Below are 25,944 nucleotides of genomic sequence, written 5' to 3' on the forward strand. Positions count from 1 at the left end.
CAGAGCCATGCGCGCCGACCAGATCCTGCACCCGACCGAGGCCGGCCTCTATTGCCCGCCCGGCGACTTCTTCATCGACCCGGTGCGCCCGGTCCCGCGCGCTCTGATCACGCATGGCCACGGCGATCACGCCCGCTCGGGCCACGGCGCGGTCATGGCGACGCGCCAGACGCTGGAGATCATGGCGATCCGCTACGGCGAGGACTTCACCGACACGCGTCAGGTGGCCGAGGGCGTGATCCGCGTCGGTGATGTGGATGTCAGCTTCCACCCGGCGGGCCACATCCTCGGCTCGGCGCAGATCGCGGTGATGCCGCAGGCGGGCCCGAAGATCGTTGTCTCGGGCGACTATTGCCGCGCGCCGAACCCCGTCTGCGCCCCCTACGAGCCGGTCCCCTGCGACATCTTCGTGACCGAGGCGACCTTCGGCCTGCCCGTCTTCCGCCACCCCGATCCGCTATTGGAGATGGAGCGCCTGAAGGCCAGCATGGCCGAGTTCCCCGAGCGTCACCACCTGATCGGCGCTTACGCCCTCGGCAAGGCGCAGCGTGTGATCGCCCTGGCGCGGCAGGCCGGCATCGACGGCCCCATCGCCATCCACGGCGCGCTTCAGCGGCTCTGCCAGTATCACGTCGACCAGGGCATCGACCTCGGAGAGCTGGTCCCCGCCACCGCCGACAAGGTCGAGGCGCAGCTGGTCATAGCGCCTCCTTCGGCGTTCGCGAGCGCGTGGGTGCAGCGCTTCCGCGACCCGGTGATTGGCTTCGCCTCGGGCTGGATGACCGTGCGCGCCCGCGCCCGCCAGCGCGGGGTCGAGCTGCCGCTGGTCATCAGCGACCATGTGGACTGGCCGCAGGTGACCCAGACCATCCGCGAGCTGGCCCCCGAGGAGGTCTGGATCACTCACGGCACCGAGGACGGGCTGATGCGCTGGTGCGAGCTGGAGGGCTTCCCGTCTCGCCCCCTGCGCCTTGTCGGCTACGAGGACGAGCCGGAATGAGGGCTTTCGCAAACCTCTTGGAACGGCTGGCCTTCACCCCGGCGCGAAATGCCAAGCTGCGGCTTCTGCGCCATTACCTCGAGGCGACGCCCGACCCGGATCGCGGCTATGCCTTGGCCGCGCTGACTGGCGATCTGAAGCTGCGCGCGGTCACGCCCGGACTTCTGCGCGGGCTCATGGCCGAGCGGGTGGACGAGCAGCTCTTTGCCATGAGCTACGACTTCGTCGGCGATCTGGCCGAGACGATCGCGCTCCTTTGGGACACCGACCGTGACGACGATGTGCCCCTGCGCGAGGCACTGGAGCTGCTGTCCAAGACCGGCAAGGCGGGCCTGCCGCCGGCCATCGCCGGGATGCTGGACCGGCTCGGCGCCTCGCAGCGGCTGGCCTTCCTGAAGCTGGCGACCGGCAACATGCGGGTGGGCCTCTCGGCCCGGATGGCACGGATTGCGCTGGCCGAGATGGGCACGCCCGAGGTCGCCGATATCGAGGAGATCTGGCATGGCCTGACCCCGCCCTATGCGCCGCTCTTCCAGTGGATCGCAGGTGGCGAACGGCCCGAACATGCCGCCCGCGCGCCCTTCCGCCCTGTCATGCTCTCCACCCCCGTCGATCTGGACCAGCTGCGCGCCTTCGATCCGGCCGACTATACGGCGGAATGGAAATGGGACGGCATCCGGGTGCAGGCGGTCAGCGACGGCGGCACCCGCCGCCTCTACAGTCGCACCGGCGAGGATGTCTCGGGCGCCTTTCCCGACCTCCTTGAGGCGCTGGATTTCGACGGCGCGGTGGATGGCGAGCTGCTGGTCCGGCGCGGCGATCAGGTCGCGCCCTTCGGCGATCTGCAGCAGCGCCTAAACCGCAAGCAAGTGACGAAGGCGATGCTGGACAGCCACCCCGCCGGCCTGCGCGTCTACGACCTGATGATCTGGAACGGCGAGGATGTCCGCACCCTGCCGCACCAGCACCGCCGCGCCCTGCTGGAGGCCGCCGCCTTCTCCAGCCCCCGCATCGACATCTCGCCCCTGCTGCCCTTCAAAACCTGGGACGAGCTGGCCGCGCTGCGGGACAGCCTGCCCGACCCGGTGATCGAAGGCGTGATGATCAAGCGCCGCGACAGCGCCTATGTCGGCGGGCGCCCGCGCGGGCCGTGGTTCAAGTGGAAGCGCGATCCGATGGTGGTGGACGCGGTGATGCTTTATGCGCAGCGGGGGCACGGCAAGCGGTCGGGCTTTTACAGCGACTTCACCTTCGGCCTCTGGGACGGCGAGCAGCTGGTGCCGGTCGGCAAGGCCTATTTCGGCTTCACCGACGAGGAGCTGCGCGAGCTGGACCGCTTCGTGAGGAACAACACCACCGAGCGCTTCGGCCCCGTCCGCTCGGTCGCGCCCAAGCTGGTGCTAGAGGTCGCGTTCGAGGGGCTGAACGCCTCGGCCCGCCACAAGTCGGGCGTCGCCATGCGCTTCCCCCGCATCAGCCGCATCCGCTGGGACAAGCCCGCGGCCGAGGCCGACCGGCTGGAAACGCTGAAAGACATGATCCCGTGACCCTGCCCCCCGCGTTCCAAGCGTGGTTCGCCCGGCAGGGCTGGCAGCCGCATCCGCACCAGATCGCGCTCTTGCAGGCCCAGGGCGACAGCCTGCTGATCGCGCCGACCGGCGGCGGCAAGACGCTGGCGGGCTTCCTGCCGAGCCTCGTCGATCTGGTGGACGCGCAGCCGGGGCTGCACACTCTCTACGTCTCGCCCCTGAAGGCGCTGACGGCGGACATCGCGCGCAACCTCGCGCGGCCGGTGGCTGATCTTGGGCTGAGGGTGAGGGTCGAGGACCGGACCGGCGACACCCGCTCGTCGCAGCGCGCCCGCCAGCGCACCGACCCCCCGCATATCCTCCTCACGACGCCAGAATCGCTGGCGCTGATGTTATCCTACGAGCAGGCGCCGCAGATCTTCGGCAGCCTCCGCCGCGTGGTGCTGGACGAGCTGCACGCCCTGGCCGAGAACAAGCGCGGCGATCAGCTGATGCTGGGTCTCTCGCGCTTGCGTGCGTTGGCGCCGCAACTGGTCGTCACCGGCCTCTCGGCGACGGTCGAGGACCCGGATGCGCTGGCCGATTTCATGGGCGGCGCTGAGGTGATCCATGCCGATCCCGGCCCCGATCCCGACATCGCGATGCTGCCGACCACCGCGCCCTCGCCTTGGGCCGGGGGCAATGGCCACTATTCGGCGCCCGACGTGCTAAAGGCGATCAAGGAAGCCGGCACCACCATCGTCTTCATCAACACCCGCGCGCAGGCCGAGCTGTTCTTCCAGGCGCTCTGGGCGATCAACGACGAGAACCTGCCCATCGGCCTGCACCACGGCAGCCTCGCCCGCGAGGCGCGCCAGCGGGTCGAGGCGGCGATGGCGGCAGGCGCGCTGCGGGCGGTGGTGGCGACGGGCAGCTTGGACCTTGGCATAGACTGGGGCGCGGTGGATCTGGTCATCCAGGTCGGCGCGCCGCGCAACGTCAAGCGGCTGGTGCAGCGGATCGGGCGGGCGAACCACCGCTACAACGCGCCCTCCAAGGCGCGGATCGTGCCCGCCAACCGCTTCGAGGTGATCGAATGCGTCGCCGCGCTGGAGGCGGTGCGCGAGCGCGATCTGGACGGCGATCCGCGCGGTCCCGGCCCGCTGGACGTCCTCTGCCAGCACATCCTGCTGACCGCCTGCGCCGGGCCGTTCGACGCCGGTGCGCTCTACCACGAAATTCGCCGCGCCGGCCCCTATGCCGCCCTCAGCCGCGCCGCCTTCGACGATTGCCTGCATTTCGCGGCGACGGGCGGCTATGCGCTGCGCGCCTATGACCGCTGGCAGCGGCTGATGGAGCGGGACGGCCTCTGGCGCCTGCGCGATCCGCGAGCAGCGCGTGATCTGCGCATGAATGTCGGCACCATCGTCGAGGCCGAGATGCTCAAGGTCCGCTTCCGCGGCCGCGGCGGCGCGCCCTTGGGCGAGGTCGAGGAGGGCTTCGCCGCGACCCTCCGCCCCGGCGACACCTTCCTGATCGGCGGGCAGACCGTCCGCTATGACGCGCTGCGCGAGATGGTGGTCGAGGTCACGAAGCAGCCGACGAAAGAGCCGCGCATCGCCACCTATTCGGGGATGAAGCTGGCGACCTCGACGCAGCTCTCCCACCGGGTGCTGGCGCTGATCGGCGATCCCGCGCACCACCCCGCGCTGCCGAAGGACACGCAGGGCTGGCTGGCGCTTCAGGCCAAGGTCAGCACCCTGCCGCGTCCGGGCGTACTAGTCAGCGAGAGCTTCCCGCATCAGGGCCGCTGGCACTTCGCCCTCTACGGTTTTGCTGGGAGGAACGCGCTGCAGACGCTCGGCCTTCTGATGACGCGGATCATGGAGGAGGCGGGGCAGGGGCCGCTTGGCTTCCTGTCCACCGACTACGCCCTGCTGATCTGGTCGCTGGACCCGGTGACGGACCCGGCGCCGCTCTTGGACCGCGAGGCGCTGCGCGAGGGGCTGGGCGACTGGCTGGCCGGCAACGCGGTGATGAAGCGGACCTTCCGCAACGTGGCCATCATTTCGGGGCTGATCCAGCGCAACATGCCGGGCGGCCGGCGGACGGGAAAGCAGGCGACATTCTCCAGCGACATCCTCTATGACACGCTCAGGAAATACGACCCGGACCATCTGCTGCTGCGGATCACGGCCGACGAGGCGCGGCGGGGGCTTGTGGATTTCGGCCGGATCGAGGAAATGCTGGACCGCTCGGACCGGCTTGAGCATCGGATGCTGGACCGGGTGACCCCCTTGGCCGCGCCGCTGATGCTGGAGTTCGGGCGCGTCCCCATCGCGGGGGCAGGGCGGGAGAGACTGGCCGAGGCCGAGGCCGCGGCCTTGATGGCAGAGGCAGGACTGGCGTGACATCCTACACCTTCGACTTCGCGGGCCAGCGGCTCGAGGCGCGGGCGGCCGGGACGCTCTACTGGCCTGCGCGCGGCTGGCTGATCGTGGCCGACATGCATCTGGGCAAATCCGAGCGGATGGCCCGCCGCGGCGGGGCGCTGCTGCCCCCCTACGAGACCGAGGCGACCTTGGAGCGGCTGGAGGCCGAGATCGCCGCCACCCTGCCGTCGGTCGTCGTCAGCCTGGGCGATGCCTTCGACGACGACGCGGCCGGGCGGGGGCTGGATGACGCCGTCTGCGCACGCATCTCGGCGCTGGCGCAGGGGCGGCGGTGGGTCTGGGTCAGCGGCAACCACGATCCGGGCGCCATCTGCCCGCGCCTGCCCGGAACCGATGTCGCCGAGCTGCGCGACGGGCTGGTCCTGCGCCACGAGGCGGGGCAGGGGCCGGACGTGTCGGGGCATTACCACCCCTGCCTGCACCTGGCCGGCCAGCGCCGCCGCTGCTTCATGGTCGGCCGCGACCACCTGATCCTGCCGGCCTTCGGCGCCTATACTGGCGGGCTGGAGACGACCAGCCCGACGCTGGCGGCGCTTGTGCCGCACGGCATCGCCATCGCCTGCGGCCAGCGGGCGCTGGCGGTGCCGATAGGCGCCACGCCCCGCCGGCGGCTGGCCTGACCGCAGGAAAAAGGGCCGGCGCGCATGGCGGCCGGCCCTTCCTGCGTCAGATCCTTGCGCTTCAGAAGCGGAAGTTCATGCCCAGCTGGATGTTGCTGTGCTGCGGCGTCGCCACGGTCGTGACCTCGCCCTCGGTGGTGTCGTAGGTCAGGCTGGTGCTGCCGAAGTTGCGGAACTGGTACTCGGCGAAGACCGAGGTGCGGGCCGACACGGCGCGCTCGGCGCCAATGCCGAACACGGCGCCGGTCTGGCGGTAGCCCTGCGTCTCGGACGTCTCGCCATCGGACAGCGTGTAGTCGAAGCTGCCACGGGCCGCGCCGAGGGTGCCGTAGACCAGGGTCTGCGGGTTCACGACATAGCCGGTCTTCAGCACCAGCGAGACGATGTTCTTGACCGAGCTTTCGACGTCCAGCGCTGCGTCACCGAAATCGCCAATGTCCGAGGCATCGACCGAGCCGCCCTCGACCGCCAGTTCCGGGCCGAAGACCCAGTTGCCGCGCTGCAGGCGGTAGCCCGCACGGACGCCGGCGGTGGCGCCCTTCACATCCACGCTGCCGACGCCGAAGCCGTCGTCGTCGGTGGCGTTGAAGCCGATCGTGTCGTCGCCGCCGAAGGAGTAGCCGATCGAGCCGCCGACATAGGCGCCGGCCCAATCGCCGGTCGTCGCGACCGGTGCCGCGACGATGGGTTCGACCTCGACCGAGGGGGCGACGAAGCCGCCGGCCAGCGCCGCGGACGCGCCCGAGATCAGCGCGCCCGAGGCTACGCAGGCTGCAAGGATGGATTTCATGCTCATGAGGAGGCTCCTAAATTCAACTCGTTGCCAGAGATTTTCGTTCGTCGCGACCGCGTAGCTTGTTCTCCACGCCCATTGCAAACGAAAGTTACTCAATCCGGGATTGCACTGCACATATAAATACCCGCGATGTTGCACCGGCGCAACGTCGCCTGTTCCCGGTGTCAGGTGTCAGGTGTCGAGGTTCTCGACGTTCAGGGCGTTCTGCTGGATGAACTCGCGCCGCGGCTCGACCACGTCGCCCATGAGCTTCGTGAACAGATCCTCGGCCTCGGCCACATCCTCGATCCGCACCTGCAGCATCGTCCGCGCGCCAGGGTCCAGCGTGGTCTCCCACAGCTGCTCGGGGTTCATCTCGCCGAGGCCCTTGTAGCGTTGCAGCGACAGACCCTTCTCGCCCTCCAGGAAGATCGCCTGCAGCAGCGCCAAGGGGCCGTGGATCGCCTGCTCGCGGTCCTTGCGGACAAGGCGTGCGGGCTGGCCGTAGACCTCTTGCAGCGCCTGCGTCATCTCGCCAAGGCGACGGCTCTCGGCGCTGCGCAGCATCTGGCCGTCGAGGCTGCGCGTCTCCTCGACGCCGCGCAGGGTGCGGGACAGCCGGATGCCGGCATCCTGCGTCGGCCGGCCGAGCCAGCCGCGCTCGTACTCTTCGGCGATGATGTCCAGCCGCTTGGCGACGACATCCGCGACGCCCTGCGCGTCGTTGTCCAGCCGCCCCGACACGAGCGCGCCGGCGACGGCGGCCTGTTCGGTGATGTGCGGCGGGTAATGCGTGGGATAGGCGCGCAGGATGCGGCGGGCGGTGCGGGCTTCCTCGACCACCCGGGCAAGATCGCGGCCGGTAATCTCCTCGCCCGAGCCGAGCCGCAGGCTGGCGCCCTCGACCCCCTGCTGGATGAGGTAATCCTCGAGTGCGGCCTCGTTCTTCAGGTAGACCTCGGACCGGCCGCGCCCCACCTTGTAGAGCGGCGGCTGCGCGATGTAGAGGTGCCCGGCCTCGATCAGATCGGGCATCTGCCGGAAGAAGAACGTCAGCAGCAGCGTGCGGATATGCGCGCCGTCAACGTCGGCGTCCGTCATGATGACGATCTTGTGGTAGCGCAACTTGTTCAGGTTGAACTCGTCCCGGCCGATGCCGGTGCCGAGCGCGGTGATCAGCGTGCCGATCTGGTCGCTGCTCAGCATCCGGTCGAAGCGGGCGCGTTCGACGTTCAGGATCTTGCCGCGCAGGGGCAGCACCGCCTGGTTCTGGCGCGAGCGGCCCTGCTTGGCGGACCCGCCCGCGGAGTCACCCTCGACGATGAACAGCTCGGAGAGCGCGGGGTCCTTCTCCTGGCAGTCGGCCAGCTTGCCGGGCAGTGAGGCGACATCCATCGCCGTCTTGCGCCGCGTCAGTTCGCGCGCGCGCCGCGCAGCCTCGCGGGCCAGCGCCGCCTCGATGATCTTGCCGACGATCTGGCGCGCCTCGGCTGGGTTCTCCTCGAACCACTCGGCCAGCTTCTCGCCCACCAGCCCCTCGACCGCGGGGCGGACCTCGGACGAGACCAGCTTGTCCTTGGTCTGGCTGGAGAACTTGGGATCGGGCACCTTCACCGACAGCACGCAGGTCAGCCCCTCGCGCGCGTCGTCGCCGGTGAAATCGACCTTCTCCTTCTTCGCGATGCCGCTGTCCTGCGCGTATTTGCCGATCACGCGGGTCAGCGCGCCGCGGAAGCCGGCGAGATGCGTGCCGCCGTCGCGCTGCGGGATGTTGTTGGTGAAGGGCAGCACCGTCTCGTGGTAGCTGTCGTTCCACCACATCGCGACCTCGACGCCGATGCCGCTCTTCTCGCCGGTGATGAAGATCGGCTCGGGCATGACCGAGGTCTTCGAACGGTCGAGATATTTCACGAACTCGCGCACGCCGCCCTCGTAGAAGAGCTCGGTCTTCTGGATCTCGGCGTGACGCTCATCTTCCAGGATGATGCGGACGCCGCTGTTCAGGAAGGCCAGCTCGCGCAGGCGGTTTTCCAGCGTCTTGAACACGTAGTCGAGGTTGCTGAAGGTCCCGTTCGGGTCCGTCTGCTTGTTCGAGGCAAGAAACCGCACCTCGGTCCCCTTCTGGTCGGGGGCATCGCCGACCACGCGCAGGTGCTCGACCGTGTCGCCGCGCTCGAAGCGGGCGTAGTGTTCCTTGCCGTTGCGCCAGATGCGCAGCTCCAGCCAGTCGGAGAGCGCGTTCACCACCGAGACCCCGACGCCGTGCAGCCCGCCCGAGACCTTGTAGCTGTTCTGGTCGAACTTCCCGCCCGCATGCAACTGGGTCATGATGACCTCGGCCGCGCTGACGCCCTCTCCGACATGCAGGTCCACCGGGATGCCGCGGCCGTTGTCGCGCACGCTGACGCTGTTGTCGGCATGGATCTTCACGCGCACAAAGTCGGCATGACCGGCCAGCGCCTCGTCAATGCCGTTGTCCACGACCTCGTAGACCATGTGATGCAGGCCCGAGCCGTCGTCGGTGTCGCCGATATACATGCCGGGCCGCTTCCGGACGGCCTCCAACCCCTTCAGAACCTTGATGGAATCGGCGCCGTATTCGGCGGGTTGCGCTGCGGCTTCGCTCATGCGTGGGATTTCCTGTTCTTGCCCCTTCGATATAGCCATCCGGGCAGGGAAAGTCACGCCAGCGGCCCTGTTTTTCGCAATCTTTCGCGCATTTAGCCGGCCAGAAGCTGGCTTGCGCCAATCGCTGCGCCGACCGCCACCAGAAGCCAGCCCGAGACGAGGTTCATCCGCCGCATCCCCGCCGCCGTTGCCAGCCGCCGCCGCGCCAGGGCCAGCGCCCCGCCCATGCCGAGGTTCAGCGCGAAGGGGATGGCGCCCGACATCAGGACGATGATGCCGATGTCGGGCGGGCCGAGCCGGGCGATGTCGAAGAAGCCCGGCAGGACGCCGACGTAGAAGAGCGCCGCCTTGGGGTTGCCGGTGATCGCCATGAGGCCGGCGGAAAAGCCTGCCCAGCCTCCGGCGCGCGTCAGGCGGCTGTCGGTGTCCGGCGGACGGCCGGCATGGCGGATCAGCGCGATGCCCATGCCGGTGAAGACCAGAACGGCGATCCAGCGGAGGACCGCCAGGATCTCGGCCTGCGCGCCCGCGACAAGCGACAGGCCGAAGATGGCGATCAGCGGCCAGAGCATGTCCCCGATGGCGACACCAAGCGCCAGCGGCCAGACCCCGGCCCACCCGCCCGAGAGGCCGCGCGCCATGATGGCGACCCAGACCGGCCCCGGCGTCAGCCAGATCGCCACCAGCGCCCCGGCATAGAGCCAGATCGAGTCGGGCCCGAGGCTCATACGTCCTCGACCCGCGAGGCGCCGTCCAGCTTTGCGACCCGCAGCGCCCGGGCGCGGGGGCCGAAGTCCGAGAACAGCTCCGGCCCGGTGCCGGTCAGAAGGCTCTGGGCCGGCAGGGCGCAAATCAGGTCGTAGAGCGCGGCGCGGCGGTCCGCGTCCAGATGCGCGGCCACCTCGTCCAGCAGCAGCAGCACCGGCTGGTCCGACAGCGCGCGGGCATTGGCGAGGATCAGCGACAGCAGCAGCGCCTTCTGCTCGCCGGTCGAGGAAAGCGCGGCGGGCATGTCCTGCGGCCCCCAATGCGCCCCCAGATCGGCCCGGTGCGGGCCGGTCAGCGTCCGCCCCGCCGCCAGATCGCGCGGGCGCATGGCGGCCAGCCGCTCGGCGATGCTGGCAGGGTCCGGATCGTCCGCCTGCCCCTCGCCCGCCAGCAGCGTCAGGCGGGCGGCGGGAAAGGCGCCAGCCTCCTGCGCCGCCATGACCTGCGCCAGCGCGTCCTGCCGGTTGCGGGTGAGGGCCGCGCCGGCCTCGGCCATCTGCGCCTCCAGCGCGCGGTGCCAGCCGGGGTCCGTGATCTGGTCCCGCAGCAGGCGGTTGCGCTCGCGCATGGCCTTGTCATAGGCCAGCGCGTGGTCGGCATGGTCGGGCATCAGGCTGAGGGTCAGGCGGTCGAGGAACCGCCGCCGCCCCTCGGGCGCCTCGGTCCAGAGCCGGTCCATCGCCGGCACCAGCCAGACGACGCGCACCAGCCGCGCCAGCGCCGTCTGCGCGACCTGCTTGTCGTCGATGCCGACGCTGCGGGGCTGTCCGGGCGGCGCCGTCGTCTCGACCCGGTGATCGCCAAGCGAGGCGCGGATGCGCCAGCCGGCGTCCTTGCCCTGCCGCGCCTGCTCGGGAGCTGGCGCGGCGCGCAACCCCCGGCCCGGGGCCAGCATCGAGACCGCCTCGAGAATGTTGGTCTTGCCCGACCCGTTCGGCCCGAAGATCGCCAGCGGCCGGGCGTCCAGATCAAGCTCGAGCCGAGGCCACGAGCGGAACTGCGCCAGCGACAGGCGATGCAGCGTCACACGCGCATCGGCATGACGACATAGACCGCGCTTTCGTCGCTGCCCTCGCGGATCAGCGCGGCGTCGCCCGAGCCGTTGAACAGGAACACCGCGTTGTCGCGGTCGACCTGGCTGGCGATCTCTTGCAGGTACTTGGCGTTGAAGCCGATCTCGAGCGTTTCGTCGGCATAGGCGACGATCAGCTCCTCCTCGGCCGCGCCGGCATCGGGGGCGTTCACCGACAGGACCAGCCGGTCCTGGTCCAGCGACAGCTTCACGGCGCGCGACCGCTCGCTGCTGACGGTGGCGACGCGGTCGACCGCGCGGGCGAAGTCGCTGGCATCCACCTCGAGCTTGCGGCCGTTATGCATGGGGATGACGCGGCTGTAATCGGGGAAGGTGCCGTCGATGACCTTCGAGGTCAGGGTGATCGTGGGCGTGGCGAAGCGCACCTTGGTCTCGCTGACCGAGACGGCGATGTCCGCCTCGTCATCGTCCAGAAGCTTGCGCAGCTCGGCCACGGTCTTGCGCGGGACGATCACGCCCGGCATCTCGTCGGCGCCCGCCGGCAGCGGCGCGTCGATCCGCGCGAGCCGGTGCCCGTCCGTCGCCACGCAGCGCAGCACCGGGCTGCCGTCGGACTGCGCCACATGCATGTAGACGCCGTTGAGGTAGTAGCGCGTTTCCTCGGTCGAGATCGCGAATTTCGACTTGTCGAAGAGCCGCCGCAGCACGCCGGCCGGAGCCCGGAAGTTGGCGCTGTACTCGCTGGAGGCCATGACGGGGAAATCCTCGCGCGGCAGGGTCGCGAGGCTGAAGGAGGACCGCCCGGCCTGCACGGCAAGACGCCCGGTCGCGTCGTCGCTGCTGATCTGCACCAGCGCCCCGTCGGGCAGCTTGCGCGCGATCTCGTTCAGCATCACGGCGCTGACGGTGGTCGCGCCGGATCGCTCGACCTGGGCTGCGGCCTTGTCCACGACCTCGGTGTCAAGGTCGGTGGCGCGGAAGCTGACGCCCTCGGGCTTGGCCTCGATCAAGACGTTGGCCAGAATCGGGATGGTGTTGCGCCGCTCGACGACGGACTGGGCCTGAGACACGGCCTTGACCAGAACGGCACGCTCGATCGAGAATTTCATCTGCTTTCCCTGCCCCTTGTACCACCCGGCCTTGCGTCGGACCTGATGTGTAACCGCCCGCGCGAGCGGTCACAAGATTTTCGTGAGCGGGATCAGGCCTCGAGCAGCCGCTTCAGCACGGCCACGTCCTCGGCCAAGCTGGTGTCCTCGACCATCAGCTCGTCGATCTTCCTGACGCCGTGCATGATCGTCGTGTGATCGCGCCCGCCGAAGCGGCGCCCGATCTCGGGCAGGGACCGGCTGGTCATCTGCTTGGCCAGGTACATCGCGATCTGGCGCGGCCGGGCGACGTTGCGGGCGCGCTTCGGGCCGATGAGGTCGGCCAGGCGGATGTTGTAATGCTCGGCCACCTTGCGCTGGATGTCGTCGATGCTGACCTTGCGGTCGTTCGTGCGCAGGATGTCGGCCAGGCATTCCTGCGCCAGCTCCAGCGTGATCTCGCGGCGCAGAAGGCTGGCATGGGCGAAGAGGCGCTGCAGCGCACCTTCCAGCACGCGGACGTTGGTGCTGATGCGGTGGGCGAGGAATTCCAGCACGCCAGCGCCGATCTCGACATCGGGCTGCTGGGCGCGGAAGCTGTCGGTCTTGGACTGCAGGATGCCGAGGCGCAGCTCGTAGGTCGTCGGGTGCAGGTCCACGATCAGCCCGCAGCTGAGACGCGACTTGATCCGCTCCTCGAGCCCCTTGATCTCGGCCGGGGCGCGGTCGGCGGAAATGACGATCTGCTTGCCCTGATCGACCAGCGCGTTGAAGGTGTGGAAGAACTCCTCCTGCGTGCTGTCCTTGCCGGCGATGAACTGCACGTCGTCGACCATCAGCATGTTCACGTTCCGGAACATGCCCTTGAAGTCCATGATCGTGCTTTCGCGCAGGGCCTGCACGAAGCGGTACATGAACTGCTCGGCCGAGAGATAGAGCACCTGCGCGACCGGATGACGCGCCTGGAAGTCATGGGCGATGGCATGCATCAGGTGCGTCTTGCCAAGCCCGACGCCGCCATAGAGGAACAGCGGGTTGAAGCCGACGGGTCCGCCCTCGCCCACGCGGCGGGCGGCGGCATGGGCCAACTCGTTCGGCTTGCCGACCACGAAGTTGCTGAAGGTGTAGCGCGGGTCCAGCGGGGCGCCCAACTCGGCGCGGGGGGCGCGGGTCGTCGCGGGCGCGGCGCGTTCGGTGCGGGCCGGAGCCGCGGCGGGGGCATCATCGGCGGGCGCGGCCTCGGCGGGTGCGTCCTCGCGCAGGCGGGCGGCGGGCGCGCCGATCTCGAAGCGCAGCCGCTCGACCTCGGCGCCGGCGCGGTTCAGGACCGAGACGATCTCCTTGGCGAAGTGCCGGTTCACCCAGTCCGAGATGAACCGGGTCGGGCTGGCGAGGCGGGCGGCGCCGTCCTCGATCGAGGTCAGACGCAGGGGCTTGATCCAGTGGTTGTAGTTGTTCGGTCCAACGCTCTGCTCAAGTTCGGCGCAAGCCCGACCCCAGATACCGTCCATCATCTGCCTCATTTCCCGTGCCTGTCCCCAACCCCGCCGGTTCATCCGGCGGCCAGATCATGTGCCGCATGGGGTGCAGCGAACAGGACGCCCCTGCAGCCAAAGCGGCCGCATGTCGGGGCATCGCCCTTCGGTGTCGCCAAAACGGAGCATGTGGCGGTCGGTGGCAGCCGACAGCCCCTTTTCCGAGGGCGAATGTGAAAAAATCACAGCTTACATGGCCGGGTTTTCGAAAAGTCCGCAGACTGCTCGAAGGCTCGGCCCCCCATGCGACGTGAATCGCAAGGAGGAAACTAGCGCCTGCCACGGCGGGGCTGCAACCGAACTATGAGCTTGACAGAGTGTTAACGGATTCGAATCTGCGAGCTGGTTGAGTCCGTTGCAGAAAAACACCAGAGGGCTGTTTTTTAACGGTTTATTAAGAAGTTTTCGCAGCTGCGGCAATGGCAACGGGCGCATGCGTGAAGCATGCGCCCGTCGTTCCGGAAGGCCTCAAGAAGGCCGGTTTTGCTGGCTGCGGACGCGGCTGCGCCCGTCCCGATCAGGCCTGGCCGAGGGCGCCGACGCGGGCCGCAAGGCGCGAGATTTTCCGCGATGCAGTATTCTTGTGGACGACGCCCTTGGTGACGCCGCGCATCAGCTCGGGCTGGGCGATCCGCAGGGCTTCCTTCGCCGCGTCGGCGTTGCCGGAAGCGATGGCTTCCTCAACCTTGCGGATAAAGGTGCGGATGCGCGAGCGGCGGGCCTTGTTGACGTCGGTGCGGCGCTCGATCTGGCGGGCGCGCTTCTTGGACTGGGGCGTGTTGGCCATGAGAGGCTCCTTGTGTCTTCAGCGTTGTTCGGTTCGCGCAAAAGACCCAAGGCTCCGGCCCCGGAAAGGGACGGACTCGATTCTTGCCTAAGCGGGCCCACGCGCATGTAGCCGGGGCCTATACGGCAACCCGGCAGGAAAGGGAAGCGGGAATCAGCGGTCGCGAAACTGCGCCTCGCGCTTCTCGAGAAAGGCGGCCATGCCCTCTTTCTGGTCTTCCGTCGCGAACAGGGCGTGGAAGGCCCGGCGCTCGAACAGGAGGCCCTCGCGCAGCGTCGTCTCGTAGGAGCGGTTCACCGCCTCCTTCACCGTCTTGGTCGCGATCTGCGATTTCTCGGCGATCTTGCGGGCGGCGGCCATCGCCTCGGACATCAGCTTGGCCGCGGGGACGACGCGGCTGACGAGGCCCGCGCGCTCGGCCTCGGCGGCGTCCATGAAGCGGCCGGTGAGGTTCATGTCCATCGCCTTGGACTTGCCGATGAGGCGCGTCAGGCGCTGCGTGCCCCCGATGCCGGCGACGACGCCGAGGTTGATCTCGGGCTGGCCGAACTTGGCGGTGTCGGCGGCGATGATGAAGTCGCAGACCATCGCCAGCTCGCAGCCGCCGCCCAAGGCGTAGCCGCTGACGGCGGCGATGATCGGCTTGCGCACGCGGCCGATGGCGTCGATCTGCGCGCCGAAGAGATCGGCGTCATAGACATCGACATAGGATTTCGTGGACATCTCCTTGATGTCGGCGCCGGCGGCGAAAGCCTTCTCGCTGCCGGTCAGGACGATGCAGCGCACCTTGTCGTTGCGGTCCGCATCGGCGAGCGCGGCGGACAACTCGTCCAGAAGCTGGGCGTTCAGCGCGTTCAGCGCTTCGGGTCGGTTCAGCCGGATCAGCGCGACCTCGTCCTCGATGTCCACGATGATGGTTTCGTAAGCCATAGGCTCAGGCCCTCGTTGCCGTTGCAATGGCGCGGACCCTAGCAGCATGCGCGGGCGGAATCCATGCGTCAGCGTTGACAGGCAGGGCAGTAGAAGCTGGACCTGCCGGATTGCACGACGCGCCGCACCTCGCCGCGGCATCCCTCGCGCAGGCAGGGCAGGCCCGCGCGGTCATAGGCGCGGAAGCTGTGCTGGAAATAGCCCAGCTCGCCCGTGGCCTGCCGGTGATCGCGCAGGGACGAGCCGCCGGCGGCGATCGCGTCGGTCAGCACGTCGCGGATATGGCCGACCAGCGCGGCGATGCGCGCGGCCCCGATGCGGCCGGCGGCGCGGCGGGGGTCGATGCCGGCGCGGAACAGCGCCTCGCTGACATAGATGTTGCCAAGGCCCGCCACGATGCGCTGGTCCAGCAGGATCTGCTTCACCGGCGCCCGGCGCCCCGCGAAGGCCGCCGCCAGATAGGTCGCGTCAAAGCCCGGATCGAAGGGTTCGGGGCCGAGATGGTCCAGCAGCGGATGGCTCTGCCCCTCGCGGATCAGGTCCACCATGCCGAAGCGGCGGGCGTCGTTGAAGGTGATGGTCGTGCCGGCCTCGGTCACCAGCACGACGTGGTCGTGGCGCGGCAGGATCGCGGGATCGCGGTGAAAATCGCCGGGCGCCTGGCCCTCGATCAGCATGCGCCCCGACATGCCGAGGTGCCACAGCACCGTGCCGCCGCGGTCAAGATCGGCCAGCAGGTATTTCGACCGCCGCCGGAGCGCCGTCACCCGCGCCCCGGTCAGCACCTGCACCAGATCGGGCGGCAGGGGCCAGCGCAGGTCGGGGCGGCGCGCCTCGGCGCGTGCGATGCGCGCGCCCTCCAGATGCGGCAGCAGGCCCCGCCGCACCGTCTCGACTTCCGGCAGTTCTGGCAACCCGGTCCCTTTCGTCGCATTGTGCCCCGCGCTTGCCCCGGCCATTGTGCCGGGCGCGGGCCGGGCTTATCTGGCAACGGAACGGGAAAACGGCAAGCGCATGACGGACAGCAGACAGACCCATTTCGGTTTCCGGACCGTGGACGAGGATGCCAAGGCCGGGCTGGTCCACGGGGTCTTCTCTTCCGTCGCCTCGCGCTACGACGTCATGAACGACCTGATGAGCGGGGGCGTCCACCGGCTGTGGAAGGCCGCGCTGATGGACTGGCTGGCCCCGCGCGACGGCCAGCACCTGCTGGACGTGGCGGGCGGGACGGGCGACGTCGCCTTCCGCTTCCTCGACCGCGCCCCCGGCGCCCGCGTCACCGTCTGCGACATGACCGAGCAGATGCTGGTCGAGGGGCGCAACCGCGCCGAGGCGGTGGAGAAGGCCGACCGGCTGGCCTGGGTCACCGGCGACGCGATGGCGCTGCCCTTCGCCGAGAACAGCTTCGACCGCTACACGATCAGCTTCGGCATCCGAAACGTCACCCGCATCCCGGACGCCCTGGCCGAGGCTTACCGCGTCCTGAAGCCGGGCGGCCGGCTGATGGTGCTGGAGTTCAGCCAGATCCCGGTGCCGGCGGCGCAATGGGCCTATGACCGCTACAGCTTCAACGTGATCCCGGCGATGGGGCAGGCGGTGACGGGCGACCGCGACAGCTACCAGTATCTCGTCGAATCGATCCGCCGCTTCCCCGACCAAGAAGGCTTCGCGCAGATGATCCGCGAGGCGGGCTTCGACCGCGTGCAGTACCGCAACCTCTCGCTTGGCATCGCCGCGCTGCATTCCGGCTGGAAGCTCTAGGCCTTGCGCGGACCCCACAACATCCTGCGGCTGATCCGCACGGGCGCCACGTTCGAGCGCACCGGCGCCATGGAGGCGGTGCTGAACGCGGTGGACGCGCCCATCCGCCTGCGCCTCGCCGCGCGGGTGCTGGGCTGGCCCTTCCGCTGGCTGGGCTACAAGGGCGATCCGACCCTGCCGCCGCTGACGCGCGCGATCACGGCGCTCGGGCCGGCCTACATCAAGTTCGGGCAGATCATGTCCACCCGCGCCGACGTGGTGGGCGTCGAGCTGGCCGGCCAGCTTCGCATGCTCCAAGACCGGCTGCCGCCCTTCCCGACCGCCACCGCCCGGCAGGTGATCGCGGCCGAGCTGCGCGCGCCGGTGGACCAGCTCTTCAGCGAGTTCTCCGAGCCGGTCGCCGCCGCCTCCATCGCCCAGGTCCACCGGGCGCGGGTGCGCGAGACGGGGCAGGAGGTCGCCGTCAAGGTCGTCCGCCCCGGCATCGGCCGCGCCTTCAGCCGCGACATCGACGCCTTCCACCTCGGCGCGCAGATGATCGAGGTGCTGCTGCCCGGCGTGCGCCGGCTGCGCCCGCGCGACGTGGTGCGGCACTTCGAATCGGTCGTCACGGGCGAGCAGGACCTGCGGCTCGAGGCTGCCGCCGCCTCGGAATTCGCCGAGAACACCAAGGACGACGCGACCTTCCAGGTGCCGCTGCCGCATTGGGCGCTGTCCTCGCGGCGCGTGCTGACGGCCGATTGGGCCGAGGGCCTGCCGATGGGCGACCGCGAGGGGCTGATCGCCGCCGGCCACGACACCGCGCATCTGGCGCGGCGGGTGATCCAGCTGTTCCTCAGCCACGCCCTGCGCGACGGCTTCTTCCATGCCGACATGCATCACGGCAACCTCAAGGTCGCCGCGAACGGGGACATCATCGCCTATGACTTCGGCATCATGGGCGAGATCGACGAATATACCCGCCGGGTCTATGCCCAGATCCTCTACGGCTTCATCCAGCGCGACTACCGCCTGGTCGCCCGCGTCCATTTCGAGGCGGGCTACGTCCCCCGCGACCGCGACGAGGCCGCCTTCGCCCGCGCCCTCCGCGCCGTGGGCGAGCCGATCTTCGGCGCCGATGCGACCCGCATCAGTATGGCGAACCTGCTGTCCTACCTCTTCGAGGTGACCGAGCGCTTCGGCATGCCGACCCGGACCGAGCTGATCCTGCTGCAGCGCACGATGGTGGTGGTCGAGGGGGTCGCCCGCTCGATCGATCCGCAGCTGAACATCTGGGACGCGGCCAAGCCCGTCGTGACGGACTACATCCGCAGCAGCATCGGCCCGAAGGCCGCGGTCCACGACATGCGCCGCGTCGCGCAGACCATCGGGCGCTACGGCCCGTTGCTGCCGCAGATCGTCGAGAACGCGCTCTACGAGCGTGCCCATCCCGAAGAGGCGCGCATCGCGATCATCAGGACCCGCAGCCGCGCGGTGCCGTGGCTGGCGGCGGGCTTCGGCATCGCCTCGGGCATCGTGATCGGGATGCTGATCTAGCTCAGAAGCAGAGGATCTCGGCCTCGGCCTCGGCGCGGCGCAGCTCGGCCACGTCCTCGCCCAGCTGCGGCATCGAGCGGAACATGCCCGACCGCTCGCCGGTGGTCTGCCGCATCCTCAGGATCGTCTCGGCGCCGACATAGTCCTGATAGGGCAGCACCTCGGCGATCCGGTCGATCGCGCAGGAGCAGCGGTCGAGGAAGTCCCGCGTCTGCCCGTTCGTCGCCATGCAGGCGAAGACGTATTCCGCCCGCGCGTTCGTCGGATAGTCGTTCACCGCCTGCGCCCCCGCGGGCGCCGCCGCCGCAAGCGCCGCCGCGAGGGCGGCGGCGGCCGGGACCGCTCGGCTCACTGCAGCACCAGGCTGCTGCGATAGCCCGGTCCGCCCGGTGCGGTCTCGGCGCGCAGCTCGCGGATCGGCTCGGTTGGGTCGGTCATCACGAAGGTCATGGTCAGGCTCTCGAAGCCGCCCATCCGCGCCGCGTTCGGGTCCTCGGCGAAGGGCGTGAACTCGGCCAGGGTGGCGCCGTCCTGCTGCGTCAGGCTGCCGCCGCGGAACAGCGCGTCCTTCATGCGGTTGCGGATGTAGTGGGGATTGCCGCCGGTCATCGTCGCCATGTCGCGGGCGGTCTGCTCGAGGAAATAGGTCAGGACCGGATCGCCGCCCGAGGCCGGGAAGGGACCGATGCGCCGGCTGCGCGTGCCGTCCTCGCGCGTCATCTCGAGGACGGGCTGGCCGTCCGAGGGATCGACCGCCTCGGCCAGCGTCAGGCGTCCGTCCGCCACGGGGCGGAAGCCCTCGGCCGCCGGACCCTCCAGATCCAGCTCCCACGCGATCGTCTCATCGCCCAGTTGCCACGGCCCGCGCTCGGCAAAGACCGCATCGCCCGCCTCGCCCGCCCCTGCGGCCAGCGGCGCCAGCAGCATGGCGGCGGCAAGTCCTGCCGCCCGAAACACCTGTCGCATCGATTGTCCTCCCATCGTCGCGCGGACCATGATGCCGCCCCGGCGCCGGCCCGCAAGACCCGGCCGCGCGGCTCTCCACCATTTGTCCTAGGCCAGCAGCCGGGCAAGGATCTCGGCCAGGTCGGCCGGCCGCACGGGCTTTTCCAGAAGATGCACCCCCATCGCCGCGCAGGTCCGCGCGATTTCGGGGTCGCGATGGGCGGTGATCATCACCGCCGGCACCCACCGGTCCGAGGCGGCGCGCAGCGCCTCGATCGAGGCCGTGCCGGTGTCGCCGTTCTCGAGATGGTAGTCCGCCAGGATCACGTCGGGCGGCTCCTCGCCCATGGTCGCCAGCGCCTCGGCCGTGCCGCCGGCAAGGCGCGGGACCATGCCGAAGCGGTCGCGCAGGATCATCTGGTAGCCGCGCCGCATCTCGGCATCGTTCTCGACCACCAGCGCGACGCGGCCGCGCAGCCGCATCAGGGCCGGCTCGGCGGCCACCGGCCGGGGCGCCGCGTCGCCCTCGACGATCGGCAGGCCGACGCGGAAGACCGTGCCGCGCATCGCCTCGGAGCTGAGGCTGATCGGATGGCCGAGCTTCGCGCAGGCGCGGCGCACGATCGACAGGCCCAGCCCCATGCCCGGCGCGCCGTTGTCGTTCGACAGGCGCTGGAACTCGTCGAAGATGCGGTTGCGGTCCACCGCAGGGATGCCCACCCCGGTGTCGTAGACCGTCAGCCAGCACATGCCCTCCCGCCGCCGCGCCCCCACGGCGACGCCGCCGCGATGGGTGTATTTCAGCGCGTTCGACACCAGGTTCTGCGCGATCCGCCGCAGGAAGACCGGGTCGCTCTCGACGATCTGCTGGGTCGGCACGAAGCGCAGGCGCAGCCCCTTGGCCTCGGCGACGGGGGCGAATTCGGCGGCGAGGCGGCGGAACAGCTCGCCCAGGGGCACCGGCTGGCGGTTGAACTCGATCCGCTGGCTGTCGAGGCGCGAGATGTCGAGGACGGCATGCATCAGCTGCTCGACCGATTCGAAGGCGTCCGACAGGCGGCCGGTCAGCTCCTGCTGGAACTCGGTCATCGGGGTGTCGTTCAGCGCCGCCAGGAACAGCCGCGCGGCCGAGAGCGGTTGCAGCAGGTCGTGGCTGGCCGCGCGCAGGAACCGGGTCTTCGAGCGGTTCGCCTCTTCGGCGGCGGCGCGGGCGACGGCCAGCTCGCGGTTGCGCTGCGAGAGGTCCGCCATCGCCTGCTCCAGCTCGCGCCGGCGGGCCTGCACCTCCTGCTCCAGCGCGACGGCGGCCTGGAACATGGCCCAGGCCGAGCCGCGCGAGTCCTCCAGCCGGTCCAGCCGGTCGATCAGGACGCGGCTGATCTTGTCCAGCTTGGCGACCTGCCGCTCGGGCGGGTCGTCCTCACGCAGCATGGGCCGCCGCGTTGCCTGGGTCCATGAAGGCGAGGCCGACGAAGGTCTGGTTCACATGCATGCCGCTGTGCTGCTCGCCATAGGTGTTGAAGCCGGCCACGCGATGCTGCGCGTAGATGCGCGACATCGTCTCGGCCAGGCCCGCGCGCTCCAGCGCGAGGCGGCGCAGGATGCAGTCGAAGGCCAGCACCATCAGCGGCGGGCGGGGCAGGGCGGCCAGCGCCTCGGCCATGCCCTGCGTCATGTCCTCGGACCGGCCGAGGGTCAAAACGGTGCCGGTGTCGATGGCCGACATTAGCGACAGGCCGCCGTCCTCGGTCACGGCGCTGATGGCGCGGACGTGGAAGCGGCGGCCGGTGCGGATCAGCAGCGGCCGGCGGGCGAACTCGGCCGGGGTCAGCTCGTCCGGCCGGACGCCGATCAGCCGGGCATATTCCTCGGCCGCCGGCTCGGCGTTCAGCTCCAGGATGCGGCGGCGTTCGGGGGTGGCGGCGGTGACGACGGCGCGCACGTCGCTCGGGCTGAAATGGGCGAAGGTGATCTCGCTGACCTCAAGGTCGGTCTCGACCAGCAGGAAGACCGCCGCGTCCGAAAAGACCTGCCCGCCCGCCAGCAGCCAGGTCTCGCGAAAGTCCAGCCCGTCGCCGGCCGAGCCGCCGAGGACGGGGACCGAGGGCAGCGCCGCGTCGAGGGCGGCGACCAGCACGTCCTCCTGCCCGGCGATCCCGTCTACCAGCAGCAGCCCGAAGAGCGAGCGGCGCGGGTCGGGCGCGAAATCGCGGTGCAGCCGCCGCAGCCGGTTCATCCAGTCCGAGACCGGCAGGTCGGACAGGTCCGGCAGGGTCAGCACGGCAGCGCGGAAATGGCGGGCGGGAAAGCCGATCGCAACGACGCTGCCCGAGGCGTAGCCGCGCGGCCCGATCTCGCCCGCCGAGGAGCAGCCCGCGATCACGCAGTCCGCCGGCAGTCCGGGCGCCAGCCGCGCATGAAGCTGCGCCAGCTCCTCGCCCTTGGCGCCGAAGACCAGCACGATGGCGGGATTTACGGCGCGCAGGCCGGCCAGCAGGATCGGGGCCATGTCGGCCTCGCCGCGGTCGGCCTGCACGGCCACCGGCCCGACGGTGCCCTCCTTCACAGCCGGGCCGGTATCCATCACCCGGCCTCGAACAGCCGGATCGAGTTGGCCAGCAGCACCGCCTGCGTGCGGCGCCGGGCGTTGATCTTGGACATGATGGCGGTGATGTGGGTCTTCACCGTCGCCTCGGCGATGGACAGCTCGTAGCTGATCTCCTTGTTTGCCTTGCCCTGGCAGATCAGCCGCAGGATCTTCATCTGCTGCGGCGTCAGGGACGAAAAGCGCCGCGCCAGCTCGGCCCGCGCCTCGTCCTCGGCGCTGTCCTGGCTCGGCTCATAGCCCTCGGGGGTGACGTGCTCGCCCTCCCACATGCGGCGCAGGCTGTCGACCAGCGCCTCGCGCGAGAGGGACTTGCTGATGTAGCCCTGCGCGCCCGCCGCCATCGCGGCCGAGATCATCGCGCCCTCCAGATCGGCCGAGATCATTGTGATCGGCACGTCCGGCAGCTGCCGGCGCAGCGTCACGATCCCCTCGGCCCCGCGCGCGTCGGGCAGGTTCAGGTCGAGGATCACGGCATCCGGGGCGCCCTGCGTGCGGATCTGCTCCAGCGCCGCGGCAAGGCTGCGGGCCGTGCGGACATTCTTGAGGCCGAAGCTGATCTTCAGCGTCAGGGCCAGCGCGTCGCACATCAGCGGATGATCGTCGACGATCAGGATTTCTCGGACCTGGTCGGCGGTGGCTCGCTGTGACGACGTCGCGCGCACCTCTCTGGCCGCTGCGGTCATGGCTATCCTCCCTGTGACGCGCGCGATCCCCTCCGCCGGCGTCAAAGCCAAGTGTAGAAGCCTCGGCAGACAAAGCAAGCGGATGATGCGACGAAAGTCGCATGATCGGGACGTTGTGAGCGAAGGTGCGCCATGCCACGCTGGCAGCGCGACAGGCACGGGAGGGTTCATGTCGATCACGCGCCGCAGCGGCTTCGCGCTGGCCCTTGCGCTGGCGGTTCTGGCGGTGGCCGGCCGGGCCGATGCCGATCCGGCCGCGCTGCTGCCGGTCGTCACCGTGGGCGTGCAGGAGAACGGCACAGTCAACTGGGAGCTTCAGACGATCCAGGCGCGCGGGCTCGACCACGCCAACGGCTTCCGGCTGGAGGTCCTGCCCTTCGCCGGCGCGCAGGCGACCCAGGTCGCGATGCTGGGCGGGCAGGTGGACGCAATCGTCTCGGACTGGTTCTGGGTGGCGATGCAGCGCGGGGCAGGGGCGGGGCTGACCTTCTGGCCCTATTCCACCTCGGTCGGCGGAGTGGTTGTGCCGGCCGACAGCGCGGTCCATGAGCTGGCCGATCTGGAGGGGCAGGCGATCGGCATCGCCGGCGGGCCGCTGGACAAGAGCTGGCTGATCCTGCGCGCGCTTCACCGGCAAGAGACGGGGCGCGATCTGGCCGAGGTGACGCAGCAGGTCTATGGCGCCCCGCCGATCATCCAGAACGCCGCCGAGACGGGCGAGGTCGCCGGCGCGATCAACTTCTGGCATTTCTCGGCCAAGATGCAGGCGGCCGGGATGCGCCAGATCGCGACCACGGCCGAGGCGGCCGAGACGCTCGGCCTGTCCCCCGACACGCCGCTTCTGGGCTATGTCTTCCGCGACAGCTGGATCGAGGCGAACCCGGCGCGGGCGCAGGGGCTGGCCCGGGCCTCGCGGCAGGCCAAGGAGCTGCTGGCCACCGATCCCGCCGCGTGGGACGAGCTGCGCCCGATGATGAATGCCGCCACCGACGCCGAGTTCGAGGCGCTGCGCGACGGCTGGCTGGCCGGCATCCCGCCCGAGGGGCCGGTCGATGCCGGGGACGCGGCCGATCTCTTCGCGCTGATGGCCGAGCTTGGCGGCGACGAGCTGACCGGCGGCCTCGACGCGCTGCCCGAGGGGCTGTTCTGGCAAGGTGAGTGACCGCCCCCTCTTCCTGCGCCGCAGCCCCGGCCTGATCCCCGGCCTTCTGTCGGTTCTGGCACTTCTGGCGCTGTGGGCGGTCGCGGCCGAGCTGGCGGAGAACGCGCGCCGGATGCCCTCGCCGCTGGCGGTGGCGCTGCGGGTGCAGGCGCTGGCCGTAAGCGGCGAGCTGTGGTTCCATGCCGGCATGACCCTCTCGCGCGTGGCGGCCGCCTTCGGCATCGCGATGGTGCTGGGCGGGGTGCTGGGTCTCTGGATGGGGCGCTCGCGCGCGGCCGACCACTGGCTGAACCCCGGCCTCGTCATCCTGCTGAACATCCCGGCGCTGGTCGTGATTGTCCTTTGCTACATCTGGATCGGGCTCAACGAGACGGCCGCGATCCTGGCCGTCGCGCTGAACAAGATCCCGCTGGTGACGGTGATGCTGCGCGAGGGGGCGCGGGCGCTGCGTCCCGATCTGGACGAGATGGCGCGGGCCTTCCGCATGTCGCCGCTGGCGCGGCTGCGCCACGTGATCCTGCCGCAGCTCGCGCCGCATCTGGCGGCGGCGGCGCGGGCGGGCATCTCGCTGATCTGGAAGATCGTGTTGGTGGTTGAGTTTCTCGGCCGCTCGAACGGGGTCGGCTTCAAGATTCACCTCCTCTTCTCCAGCTTCGACGTGGCGGGCGTCCTGGCTTGGGCGCTGGCCTTCGTCGCGGTGATGCTGGCGATCGACCTGTCGATCCTGCGCCCGTGGGAGGCCGGCGCGAACCGCTGGCGGCACGATGAGGCTTGAGCTGCGCGCCAAGTCCTTCGGCAACCAGCCGGTGCTGGGGCCGCTGACGCTGAGCGTCGCGCGGGGGCAGCGGGTCGCGCTGCTCGGCCCGTCGGGCATCGGCAAGTCAACGCTGCTGCGCATCCTCGCGGGCCTCGATCGCAGCTTCGATGGCCGGCTGACGGCCCCCGAGCGGCTGGCGCTGGTCTTCCAGGAGCCGACGCTGCTGCCGTGGCGCCAGGCCGAGGCGAACATCACCCTCACCACCGGCGCGACCCCCGCCCGCGCCCGCGCGCTGATGGCCGAGGTCGGGCTGGCCGGGCACGAGGCGAAGTTTCCGCGCCAGCTTTCGCTCGGCCAGCAGCGCCGCCTGTCGCTGGCCCGCGCCTTCGCGACCGATCCGGGCATCCTGCTGATGGACGAGCCCTTCGCCAGCCTCGACGCCGACACCGGCGCGCGGATGCTGGACCTGACCGAGGCGCTGCTGACGCGCAGCGGCGCCGGGCTGGTGCTGGTCACGCATGATCCGGCCGAGGCGGCGCGGCTTGGCGCGACCGCGCTGCGGCTTGCGGGAAGCCCGGCCGTGCTGGGCTAGCTGGCCTGATCGAAGCTCTGGTCCCAGATGTTGCCGTTCGTGTCCTCGACATGGACATGGATCGGCTGGCCGTTCGGCTGGTAGGCGAAGCGGAAGACCGGGTCCTCGCTGACCGAGATGCCGGCGCTCATGGTGAAGAGCAGCTCATCCCCCTGGCGCACTTCCAGCCGGTCGATGAAATGCGCGGGGATCGGCAGCAGCGTTAGCTGGTCGCGCTGGAGTCCCGAGAAGTTCGGATGCCGGATCATCAGCGTTCCGATCTGACGCCCGTCCTCGGCGGTGCTGCGCCAGCGCATCTGGCCCATGACCTGCCGCATCTCGGCCATGTCGCGGCCCGGAGGGGCCGAGCATCCGCCCGCCGCCTTCACGAAGCGCCCCGCCATGACCGGCGCGCCGTCCTGCAGCGTCGCGATGGCGCGAACGCCCGAATAGCCGTCCACCCGCAGCCGCACCTCGAAATCGAGCGGCATCATCGCGTCGCCGAACGCGTATTCGGCGGCGACAGGCGCGGGATTCTCGTCCACGATCAGGCTGAGGCTCTGGATCTCGGGCGCGCCCTGCGGCTGCAGCAGGTGGACCGGCACGATGGCCGCCTCATGCGCGCGCATGGGCGCGGTCAGGTCCAGCACGCCCGCGTCCTGCGGCGGCTCGGCCTCGAGCCCGAGGACCGAGACGCGCAGGTCGTCCCAGGTGGGCGAGGGCAGTAACGGGTTCTCCTGCGCGAATGCGGGCACGGCCCACAGGCACAGCGCGGCAGTCAGCAGGGGTCTCATCG

Annotated in this window: 24 protein-coding genes; 9 read left to right on the forward strand and 15 right to left on the reverse strand. The window is 69.9% G+C overall.

What is annotated here, in order from left to right:
• The first annotated feature begins 7 nt into the window (after positions 1-7).
• Genes BLP73_RS05520 through pdeM form a run of 4 tightly spaced genes read left to right on the forward strand, consistent with a single transcriptional unit; the run spans position 8 to position 5,581 of the window.
• Positions 8-1,000 (forward strand): ligase-associated DNA damage response exonuclease, encoded by a 993-nt coding sequence (locus tag BLP73_RS05520; protein WP_090741446.1) that lies wholly within the window; start codon positions 8-10, stop codon positions 998-1,000.
• On the forward strand, positions 997-2,547 hold the full coding sequence (locus BLP73_RS05525) for a cisplatin damage response ATP-dependent DNA ligase (RefSeq protein ID WP_090741120.1): 1,551 nt from the start codon (positions 997-999) through the stop codon (positions 2,545-2,547). The genes BLP73_RS05520 and BLP73_RS05525 overlap by 4 nt, the downstream gene beginning before the upstream one ends.
• On the forward strand, positions 2,544-4,919 hold the full coding sequence (locus BLP73_RS05530; RefSeq protein ID WP_090741122.1) for a ligase-associated DNA damage response DEXH box helicase: 2,376 nt from the start codon (positions 2,544-2,546) through the stop codon (positions 4,917-4,919). Before BLP73_RS05525 ends, BLP73_RS05530 begins: the two co-directional genes overlap by 4 nt.
• The gene (pdeM, locus tag BLP73_RS05535) at positions 4,916-5,581 is read left to right on the forward strand and encodes a ligase-associated DNA damage response endonuclease PdeM (RefSeq protein WP_090741124.1); all 666 of its coding nucleotides are present in this window, start codon (positions 4,916-4,918) and stop codon (positions 5,579-5,581) included. The genes BLP73_RS05530 and pdeM overlap by 4 nt, the downstream gene beginning before the upstream one ends.
• Before the next feature lie 61 nt (positions 5,582-5,642).
• Here the strand turns inward: pdeM and BLP73_RS05540 are convergent, their stop codons facing one another.
• The 9 genes from BLP73_RS05540 to mutM form a co-directional block, all read right to left on the reverse strand.
• The gene (locus BLP73_RS05540; RefSeq protein ID WP_090741126.1) at positions 5,643-6,377 is read right to left on the reverse strand and encodes an outer membrane protein; all 735 of its coding nucleotides are present in this window, start codon (positions 6,375-6,377) and stop codon (positions 5,643-5,645) included.
• Positions 6,378-6,548: 171 nt separating this feature from the next.
• Positions 6,549-8,984, reverse strand: coding sequence for a DNA topoisomerase (ATP-hydrolyzing) subunit B (gyrB, locus tag BLP73_RS05545; RefSeq protein ID WP_090741129.1), 2,436 nt, complete (start codon positions 8,982-8,984; stop codon positions 6,549-6,551).
• A 92-nt stretch (positions 8,985-9,076) separates the two neighbouring features.
• Entirely contained in the window at positions 9,077-9,712 is a 636-nt protein-coding gene (locus tag BLP73_RS05550) for a LysE family translocator (protein ID WP_090741131.1), read from the reverse strand.
• Entirely contained in the window at positions 9,709-10,779 is a 1,071-nt protein-coding gene (gene recF, locus BLP73_RS05555; protein ID WP_090741133.1) for a DNA replication/repair protein RecF, read from the reverse strand. The genes BLP73_RS05550 and recF overlap by 4 nt, the downstream gene beginning before the upstream one ends.
• Positions 10,776-11,894, reverse strand: a complete 1,119-nt coding sequence (dnaN, locus tag BLP73_RS05560; protein ID WP_090741135.1) for a DNA polymerase III subunit beta — start codon at positions 11,892-11,894, stop codon at positions 10,776-10,778. Before dnaN ends, recF begins: the two co-directional genes overlap by 4 nt.
• A gap of 92 nt (positions 11,895-11,986) precedes the next feature.
• Positions 11,987-13,387, reverse strand: coding sequence for a chromosomal replication initiator protein DnaA (gene dnaA, locus BLP73_RS05565; protein ID WP_217630639.1), 1,401 nt, complete (start codon positions 13,385-13,387; stop codon positions 11,987-11,989).
• Positions 13,388-13,925: 538 nt separating this feature from the next.
• Entirely contained in the window at positions 13,926-14,195 is a 270-nt protein-coding gene (rpsT, locus tag BLP73_RS05570; RefSeq protein WP_090741139.1) for a 30S ribosomal protein S20, read from the reverse strand.
• Between the two features lie 153 nt (positions 14,196-14,348).
• Positions 14,349-15,125 (reverse strand): enoyl-CoA hydratase, encoded by a 777-nt coding sequence (locus BLP73_RS05575; protein WP_090741140.1) that lies wholly within the window; start codon positions 15,123-15,125, stop codon positions 14,349-14,351.
• A gap of 68 nt (positions 15,126-15,193) precedes the next feature.
• Positions 15,194-16,039, reverse strand: coding sequence for a bifunctional DNA-formamidopyrimidine glycosylase/DNA-(apurinic or apyrimidinic site) lyase (gene mutM / locus BLP73_RS05580; RefSeq protein ID WP_090741143.1), 846 nt, complete (start codon positions 16,037-16,039; stop codon positions 15,194-15,196).
• A 100-nt stretch (positions 16,040-16,139) separates the two neighbouring features.
• On the opposite strand from mutM, the gene ubiE reads away from it, so the two are divergent.
• Entirely contained in the window at positions 16,140-16,886 is a 747-nt protein-coding gene (ubiE, locus tag BLP73_RS05585) for a bifunctional demethylmenaquinone methyltransferase/2-methoxy-6-polyprenyl-1,4-benzoquinol methylase UbiE (RefSeq protein ID WP_090741145.1), read from the forward strand.
• Positions 16,887-16,889: 3 nt separating this feature from the next.
• Positions 16,890-18,422, forward strand: a complete 1,533-nt coding sequence (ubiB, locus tag BLP73_RS05590; protein WP_090741147.1) for a 2-polyprenylphenol 6-hydroxylase — start codon at positions 16,890-16,892, stop codon at positions 18,420-18,422.
• A gap of 1 nt (position 18,423) precedes the next feature.
• Here the strand turns inward: ubiB and BLP73_RS05595 are convergent, their stop codons facing one another.
• The 5 genes from BLP73_RS05595 to BLP73_RS05615 form a co-directional block, all read right to left on the reverse strand.
• Entirely contained in the window at positions 18,424-18,774 is a 351-nt protein-coding gene (locus tag BLP73_RS05595; RefSeq protein WP_090741150.1) for a hypothetical protein, read from the reverse strand.
• Entirely contained in the window at positions 18,771-19,388 is a 618-nt protein-coding gene (locus tag BLP73_RS05600; protein WP_090741152.1) for a hypothetical protein, read from the reverse strand. Before BLP73_RS05600 ends, BLP73_RS05595 begins: the two co-directional genes overlap by 4 nt.
• Before the next feature lie 87 nt (positions 19,389-19,475).
• Entirely contained in the window at positions 19,476-20,798 is a 1,323-nt protein-coding gene (locus BLP73_RS05605) for an ATP-binding response regulator (RefSeq protein WP_090741154.1), read from the reverse strand.
• Complete coding sequence (locus BLP73_RS05610) at positions 20,788-21,951, reverse strand: FIST N-terminal domain-containing protein (protein ID WP_175453247.1); 1,164 nt, start codon at positions 21,949-21,951, stop codon at positions 20,788-20,790. Before BLP73_RS05610 ends, BLP73_RS05605 begins: the two co-directional genes overlap by 11 nt.
• The gene (locus BLP73_RS05615; RefSeq protein ID WP_090741156.1) at positions 21,951-22,658 is read right to left on the reverse strand and encodes a response regulator transcription factor; all 708 of its coding nucleotides are present in this window, start codon (positions 22,656-22,658) and stop codon (positions 21,951-21,953) included. Before BLP73_RS05615 ends, BLP73_RS05610 begins: the two co-directional genes overlap by 1 nt.
• Positions 22,659-22,827: 169 nt before the next feature.
• Here BLP73_RS05615 and BLP73_RS05620 point away from each other — a divergent pair, with 169 nt between their 5' ends.
• From BLP73_RS05620 to BLP73_RS05630, 3 genes are read left to right on the forward strand one after another with little or no spacing between them, the layout of a single operon-like run.
• Positions 22,828-23,820 (forward strand): ABC transporter substrate-binding protein, encoded by a 993-nt coding sequence (locus tag BLP73_RS05620; RefSeq protein WP_090741158.1) that lies wholly within the window; start codon positions 22,828-22,830, stop codon positions 23,818-23,820.
• Entirely contained in the window at positions 23,813-24,595 is a 783-nt protein-coding gene (locus BLP73_RS05625) for an ABC transporter permease (RefSeq protein ID WP_245686559.1), read from the forward strand. The genes BLP73_RS05620 and BLP73_RS05625 overlap by 8 nt, the downstream gene beginning before the upstream one ends.
• On the forward strand, positions 24,585-25,169 hold the full coding sequence (locus BLP73_RS05630) for an ABC transporter ATP-binding protein (protein WP_090741160.1): 585 nt from the start codon (positions 24,585-24,587) through the stop codon (positions 25,167-25,169). Before BLP73_RS05625 ends, BLP73_RS05630 begins: the two co-directional genes overlap by 11 nt.
• Here the strand turns inward: BLP73_RS05630 and BLP73_RS05635 are convergent.
• On the reverse strand, positions 25,166-25,942 hold the full coding sequence (locus BLP73_RS05635; protein ID WP_090741162.1) for a quinoprotein dehydrogenase-associated SoxYZ-like carrier: 777 nt from the start codon (positions 25,940-25,942) through the stop codon (positions 25,166-25,168). The two genes, BLP73_RS05630 and BLP73_RS05635, sit on opposite strands and share 4 nt — an antisense overlap.
• Between the last annotated feature and the right edge of the window lie 2 nt (positions 25,943-25,944).

This window comes from Paracoccus tibetensis (assembly GCF_900102505.1).
GTDB lineage: Bacteria > Pseudomonadota > Alphaproteobacteria > Rhodobacterales > Rhodobacteraceae > Paracoccus > Paracoccus tibetensis.

What these genes read in the sequence shown, in the direction of transcription:
- BLP73_RS05520 (WP_090741446.1), top strand. Translation starts at nt 8, where the DNA reads ATGCGCGCCGACCAGATCCTGCACCCGACCGAGGCCGGCCTCTATTGC.
- BLP73_RS05525 (WP_090741120.1), top strand. Translation starts at nt 997, where the DNA reads ATGAGGGCTTTCGCAAACCTCTTGGAACGGCTGGCCTTCACCCCGGCG.
- BLP73_RS05540 (WP_090741126.1), bottom strand. Translation starts at nt 6,377, where the DNA reads ATGAGCATGAAATCCATCCTTGCAGCCTGCGTAGCCTCGGGCGCGCTG.
- gyrB (WP_090741129.1), bottom strand. Translation starts at nt 8,984, where the DNA reads ATGAGCGAAGCCGCAGCGCAACCCGCCGAATACGGCGCCGATTCCATC.
- BLP73_RS05550 (WP_090741131.1), bottom strand. Translation starts at nt 9,712, where the DNA reads ATGAGCCTCGGGCCCGACTCGATCTGGCTCTATGCCGGGGCGCTGGTG.
- dnaN (WP_090741135.1), bottom strand. Translation starts at nt 11,894, where the DNA reads ATGAAATTCTCGATCGAGCGTGCCGTTCTGGTCAAGGCCGTGTCTCAG.
- dnaA (WP_217630639.1), bottom strand. Translation starts at nt 13,387, where the DNA reads ATGATGGACGGTATCTGGGGTCGGGCTTGCGCCGAACTTGAGCAGAGC.
- rpsT (WP_090741139.1), bottom strand. Translation starts at nt 14,195, where the DNA reads ATGGCCAACACGCCCCAGTCCAAGAAGCGCGCCCGCCAGATCGAGCGC.
- BLP73_RS05575 (WP_090741140.1), bottom strand. Translation starts at nt 15,125, where the DNA reads ATGGCTTACGAAACCATCATCGTGGACATCGAGGACGAGGTCGCGCTG.
- ubiE (WP_090741145.1), top strand. Translation starts at nt 16,140, where the DNA reads ATGACGGACAGCAGACAGACCCATTTCGGTTTCCGGACCGTGGACGAG.
- BLP73_RS05600 (WP_090741152.1), bottom strand. Translation starts at nt 19,388, where the DNA reads ATGCGACAGGTGTTTCGGGCGGCAGGACTTGCCGCCGCCATGCTGCTG.
- BLP73_RS05605 (WP_090741154.1), bottom strand. Translation starts at nt 20,798, where the DNA reads ATGCTGCGTGAGGACGACCCGCCCGAGCGGCAGGTCGCCAAGCTGGAC.
- BLP73_RS05610 (WP_175453247.1), bottom strand. Translation starts at nt 21,951, where the DNA reads ATGGATACCGGCCCGGCTGTGAAGGAGGGCACCGTCGGGCCGGTGGCC.
- BLP73_RS05615 (WP_090741156.1), bottom strand. Translation starts at nt 22,658, where the DNA reads ATGACCGCAGCGGCCAGAGAGGTGCGCGCGACGTCGTCACAGCGAGCC.
- BLP73_RS05620 (WP_090741158.1), top strand. Translation starts at nt 22,828, where the DNA reads ATGTCGATCACGCGCCGCAGCGGCTTCGCGCTGGCCCTTGCGCTGGCG.
- BLP73_RS05630 (WP_090741160.1), top strand. Translation starts at nt 24,585, where the DNA reads ATGAGGCTTGAGCTGCGCGCCAAGTCCTTCGGCAACCAGCCGGTGCTG.
- BLP73_RS05635 (WP_090741162.1), bottom strand. Translation starts at nt 25,942, where the DNA reads ATGAGACCCCTGCTGACTGCCGCGCTGTGCCTGTGGGCCGTGCCCGCA.